3 protein-coding genes are annotated in these 5,089 nt (G+C 43.1%); all 3 read left to right on the top strand.

Annotation, left to right across the window (positions count from 1 at the left end):
• Positions 1 to 51: 51 nt before the first annotated feature.
• The 3 genes from HYN49_RS00130 to HYN49_RS00120 all read left to right on the top strand — a co-directional run bounded on the left by HYN49_RS00130 (position 52) and on the right by HYN49_RS00120 (position 4,961).
• On the top strand, positions 52 to 969 hold the full coding sequence (locus HYN49_RS00130) for a PorP/SprF family type IX secretion system membrane protein (RefSeq protein ID WP_108902233.1): 918 nt from the start codon (positions 52 to 54) through the stop codon (positions 967 to 969).
• Between the two features lie 11 nt (positions 970 to 980).
• Positions 981 to 2,933: an OmpA family protein gene (locus HYN49_RS00125; RefSeq protein ID WP_108902232.1), complete on the top strand. Its 1,953-nt coding sequence runs from the start codon at positions 981 to 983 to the stop codon at positions 2,931 to 2,933.
• A gap of 90 nt (positions 2,934 to 3,023) precedes the next feature.
• Positions 3,024 to 4,961, top strand: a complete 1,938-nt coding sequence (locus HYN49_RS00120) for an OmpA family protein (RefSeq protein ID WP_108902231.1) — start codon at positions 3,024 to 3,026, stop codon at positions 4,959 to 4,961.
• Positions 4,962 to 5,089 lie beyond the last annotated feature (128 nt).

The raw sequence follows: 5,089 nt of genomic DNA, 5'->3' as shown, positions 1-5,089 counted from the left end.
AGTTAATTCCGGAGGGTGCAGGCCCTCCGGATTAAATAAAACTTATAAAGAATGAGAACAAAATTTTTATTTTTTGCCTTGATGTTAATCAGTGGATTGTATGCACAACAAGATGCGCAGTTCACACAGTATATGTACAATACGGTTAACGTCAATCCTGCCTATGCAGGTTCAAGAGGTGTAATGAGTGTTTTCGTACTGCACAGGACACAGTGGGTTGGGCTGGATGGCGCACCGGTGACCAACACCGCGGCCATACATACCCCTATCGAAGGCAGTAAAATCGGGTTAGGCCTTTCGGTGATCAATGATAAGATCGGTATTTCTGATGAAAATGACATTTCTGCAGATATATCTTATACCATCAAAACATCTGAAGAATGGAAACTGTCTTTTGGACTTAAAGCAACTGCCAATCTGCTAAGTGTTGATTTCAGCAGGCTGACGTTGAGAAATCCTGGTGATTATGCCATCAGCCAGCAGGACAATATCGACAACCGCTTTACGCCGAATATCGGAGCCGGTATTTACTACCACTCTGAAAAAACATACATTGGTTTGTCAATTCCGCATTTTCTGGAAACAAGCCATTATGAAGACAATACGAGCTCTGTGGCGAGTGAAAAAATGCACTTCTTTTTAATTGCAGGACGCGTGTTTGACCTGAGTGAAAATGTAAAATTCAAGCCTGCATTACTGACCAAGATGGTAAAAGGAGCGCCGTTGCAGGTAGACATTTCAGGAAACTTCCTGATCAATGACAAACTCAACCTTGGTGTGGCCTATCGATGGGATGCAGCGTTGAGCGCCATGGTCGGATTCCAGATCAGTGACTCGATTTTTGTCGGCTACGGATACGATCTTGAAACCACGAAGCTGGCCAACTATAACTCAGGGTCACACGAAGTATTCCTGAGGTATGAATTGTTCAGGAATTACGAAAAAATTATTTCCCCAAGATTCTTCTAATACGCACTATCATGAAAAGACAAGTATTATTCATCCTACTATTAGTGAATTTCGGTGCAGCAAACATGTATTCACAGAAAACTTCTCTTGCAAAAGCAGAGAAGAAGTATGACAATTACGCCTATGTGGATGCCATTAAGATTTATGAAACCATTGCCAAAAAAGGCTACAAGGACGAGAAAATGTTCCAAAGGCTTGGCAATGCCTACTATTTTAATTCTGAATTTGAAAAAGCAGAAGGTGCCTATCGTGAGCTTTTTACGATGAATCCTGAGCAAAAAGAAGAATATTATTATCGTTATGCACAATCGCTGAAATCTGTGGGGAAATACACAGAGGCTGAGCAAATGATGGTCAAATTCAACGAAAAATCAGGAAATGACAAAAGGGCGGTACTGTTTAAAGACAACCGCAACTACCTCGAAGTTATTAAGATGAACTCCAAAAGGTTCTACATTGAAGATGCCGGAATCAATTCTGAATATTCGGATTACGGAAGTTCGATGGTGGGCAATAAACTTGTTTTTGCCACCACACGTGATACCGGCGGAATCGTCAAAAGAAGGCACAAATGGAACAATAAGGCTTTTAGTAACCTCTATGATTCAGAAGTGCAGCAGGATTTCGATGCGGTCCTTGGAAAACCTTCGAAATTCTCCAAAGAAGTGAATACCAAATTTCATGAATCTACACCAGTCTTTACAAAAGACGGTAAGACCATGTATTTTACGAGGAATAACTTTAACAGGGGACGTCAGGGCGAAAACCGCTTTGATGTGGTATTGCTTAAGATTTACAGAGCCACCCTTGAAGGCGACAAGTGGTCAAATGTGACCGAGCTGCCTTTCGATAATGATGAATACAGTTGTGCACACCCTGCGCTTAGTGCTGATGAAAGGACATTGTATTTCGCTTCTGATATGCCAGGATCTTTCGGGGAATCAGATCTGTATAAAGTAGCCATCAACGAAGACGGATCTTTCGGCACACCTGTAAACCTTGGGCCTTCCATCAATACTCCAGGGAAGGAATCGTTTCCTTATGTGACTGATGAAGACGAATTGTATTTTGCTTCTGATGGGCACCCCGGATTGGGCGGATTGGATATTTTTGTCGCCAAAATCCGAAAAGACGGTGTATTCCGCAACATACAGAACCTTGGACAGCCATTGAACAGCCGTAAGGATGATTTCGCTTACCTGTTGGATACCAAAACCAGGACAGGATACTTTACATCAAACCGTGAAGGTGGTAAGGGTTTTGACGATATCTATAAATTCACCGAATTACGCAAACTGAACTGTGAGCAGATCCTGGAAGGGATTGTAACCGATTCAGAGTCCAATCAGCCGATTGCGGATGCCCAGGTCGTATTGTATGATTCTGAAATGGAAAAAATCACAACCGTAAATACCGATAGTGAAGGTAAATATTCTTTCGGGCCTGTAGATTGTGACAGTAAATATTACATCAGGGCCGATAAGACGGATTACGAAACCAACGAAACGCCTTTCCTTGCACCTAAGCAAAACGGAAACACCTACCTTCCGTTAACGCTTAAGAAACGTATCGTGAAAATCGAGCCTGGTATTGACCTTGCTGATCGTGGCGTACTCGATATCCCAACGATTTACTTCAACCTTGACAAGTGGAACATCAGGAAAGATGCGGCATTCGAATTGGAAAAAGTACTGGCGGTAATGAACCAGTACCCGACGATGAAAATCGATGTGCGTTCACATACCGATAGCCGTGCCACACATAAATACAATATGGCTTTATCAGAGAAGAGGGCAAAATCCACAATCGAGTGGCTTGTCAAAAATGGTATTGATGCCTCACGCCTCACAGGCCGCGGGTACGGTGAGACACAATTGGTCAATAAATGCGCCGATGGTGTAAAATGTACCGAGGCCGAACACCAGATGAACAGGCGAAGCCAATTCATCGTGGTTGAATTTTAATACTTAAAAACGCTTTGTAAATTCTGATTTTTAACACCCGATAAGGTTAGAAATCAGAATTTGCATTTATAATAAAAGTCATTCCAGTTTATGCCCACCAAATCTAAACTGCTCCTGCTGATTATCGCTTTAATTGGTGTAAATGCATTTCCACAGAAAGGGAAACTCGCTGCCGCAGATAAAAAATACGAACAGTATTCCTATATCGATGCCATTGCGATTTATGAGCAGGTGGCGAAGAAAGGCTATAAATCGGTGGAGCTTTTCGAAAAACTGGGCAATGCCTATTATTTCAATTCCGATTTTGAAAAATCTGCAATCTGGTATACGGAATTGTTCAGCCTGAACCAGGAAGTGGAGGCAGAGTATTATTACCGCTATGCCCAATCTTTAAAATCCATTGGAAGCTACGATCGGGCAAACGAAATGATGGCCCTGTTTAGCCAGAAATCAGCTGCGGATAATCGGGCAAAAATATATGCATCCAACACAGATTACCTTGAAAAGATCAAAGAGAACTCAGGGCGATTCAACATCAAAAATGCAGGGCTCAACTCGGAGCAATCTGATTATGGTGGCGCTTTTTTCGGTGACGACCTGGTGTTTACCACCGCAAGGGACACCGGTGGTCCTTTCGTACGCAAAATGAAATGGTCCAACCAGGCGTTCAGCAACCTGTATTCCTCAAAAGCCAAAGTGGACGGCAGCATGGCTAAGCCTGAAAAATTCACCAACATTCTCAATTCAAAATTCAATGAAGCGTCGGCGGTTTTTACCAAAGATCAAAAGACCATGTACTTTACCCGCAACAATTATACCGATGGCAAAAAGGGCAGGAGCAAGGACAGGCGGACGTTGCTGAAACTGTACCGCGCCACTTTTGACGAAATCGAATGGGTTGATGTCGAAGAGCTTGACTTCAACAGCGAGGAATTCAGTTGTGCACATCCCGCTTTAAGCCCAAACGACCGCGTCCTGTATTTTGCTTCCGATATGCCTGGAGGTTTCGGGCAAAGCGATATATACAAGATTAAGGTATATACGGACGGGACTTTCAGCAAGCCGGAAAACCTTGGTCCGTCTATAAATACAGAGGGCAAGGAAACTTTTCCGTTTGTATCGGATGACAATGAATTGTACTTCGCGTCTGACGGGCATCCCGGACTCGGCGGACTGGATGTTTTCGTTTCAAAAATAACCGAAGACGGGAAACAGGAAGAAGTGCTCAACCTCGGTGAACCGCTCAATTCAAGCCAAGATGATTTTGCTTTTATGATCGACAGCAAAAGCAGGAACGGATTTTTCAGCTCGAACCGTCCCGGAGGCATTGGTTCGGATGATATTTACCGGTTCACCGAAACCCGGAAAATTACCTGTGAACAGGTTTTGGACGGTTATGTCACCGATGAGGAAACAGGGGATTTTTTAGGCAATGCACAAGTGGTGCTGCTGGACTCCAATTTCAATATCATCAAAGAAATGTACGCCAGTGAGCTGGGGTATTATAAATTCCAGGTGCTTTGTGACCGGCAATATTACCTAAGGGCAAGCAAGCTCAAGCATGAAACAAAAGAAGTGAACGTTGTCATACCAAAAGAATATGGCAAGACTGCAGTGAATATCGCTTTGGATAAAAGAAGCCTGAAATTTGCCAAAGGGGACGATGTAGGGCCGAAATTAGGAATCCGGATGATTTATTTCGATCTGGACAAATCGGTTATACGTCCGGAAGCAGCCGTGGAATTGCAGAAAGTTTTAGTGCTGATGCAATCCAATCCGAAGCTTAAAATCGATATACGCTCGCATACGGACAGCAGGCAGACAAAAAAATACAACCAGAAATTATCCGATCGCAGGGCCAAAGCCACCATGAACTGGCTCATAAAACAAGGCATCGCCGCCAGCAGGCTTACCGCTAAAGGTTATGGCGAGTCCCAACCCGTTAACAAATGTAAGGATGGCGTGGAGTGTACAGAAGAAGAACACCAGCAAAACCGCCGGAGCCAGTTCATTGTTACCGATATGTAAAGCTAATATTTATAAGGGTTTGCGGCCGGTTTAAAGGTGCGTATAATTTTTTGTTAATACTATCTAACATACTTGCATAATGTATTTGAATTGTTAATTTTGTCGATTGTTATTTGATTAAAACACTG

Origin of the sequence: Flavobacterium pallidum (assembly GCF_003097535.1) — a bacterium.
GTDB classification, from domain to species: domain Bacteria; phylum Bacteroidota; class Bacteroidia; order Flavobacteriales; family Flavobacteriaceae; genus Flavobacterium; species Flavobacterium pallidum.
Note: the sequence above shows the minus strand (reverse complement) of the source record. Positions and strands in the feature narration are given on the sequence as shown.

Excerpts from the sequence above, each read along its gene's own strand:
- HYN49_RS00130 (WP_108902233.1), top strand. The coding sequence starts at position 52 with ATGAGAACAAAATTTTTATTTTTTGCCTTGATGTTAATCAGTGGATTG.
- HYN49_RS00125 (WP_108902232.1), top strand. The coding sequence starts at position 981 with ATGAAAAGACAAGTATTATTCATCCTACTATTAGTGAATTTCGGTGCA.
- HYN49_RS00120 (WP_108902231.1), top strand. The coding sequence starts at position 3,024 with ATGCCCACCAAATCTAAACTGCTCCTGCTGATTATCGCTTTAATTGGT.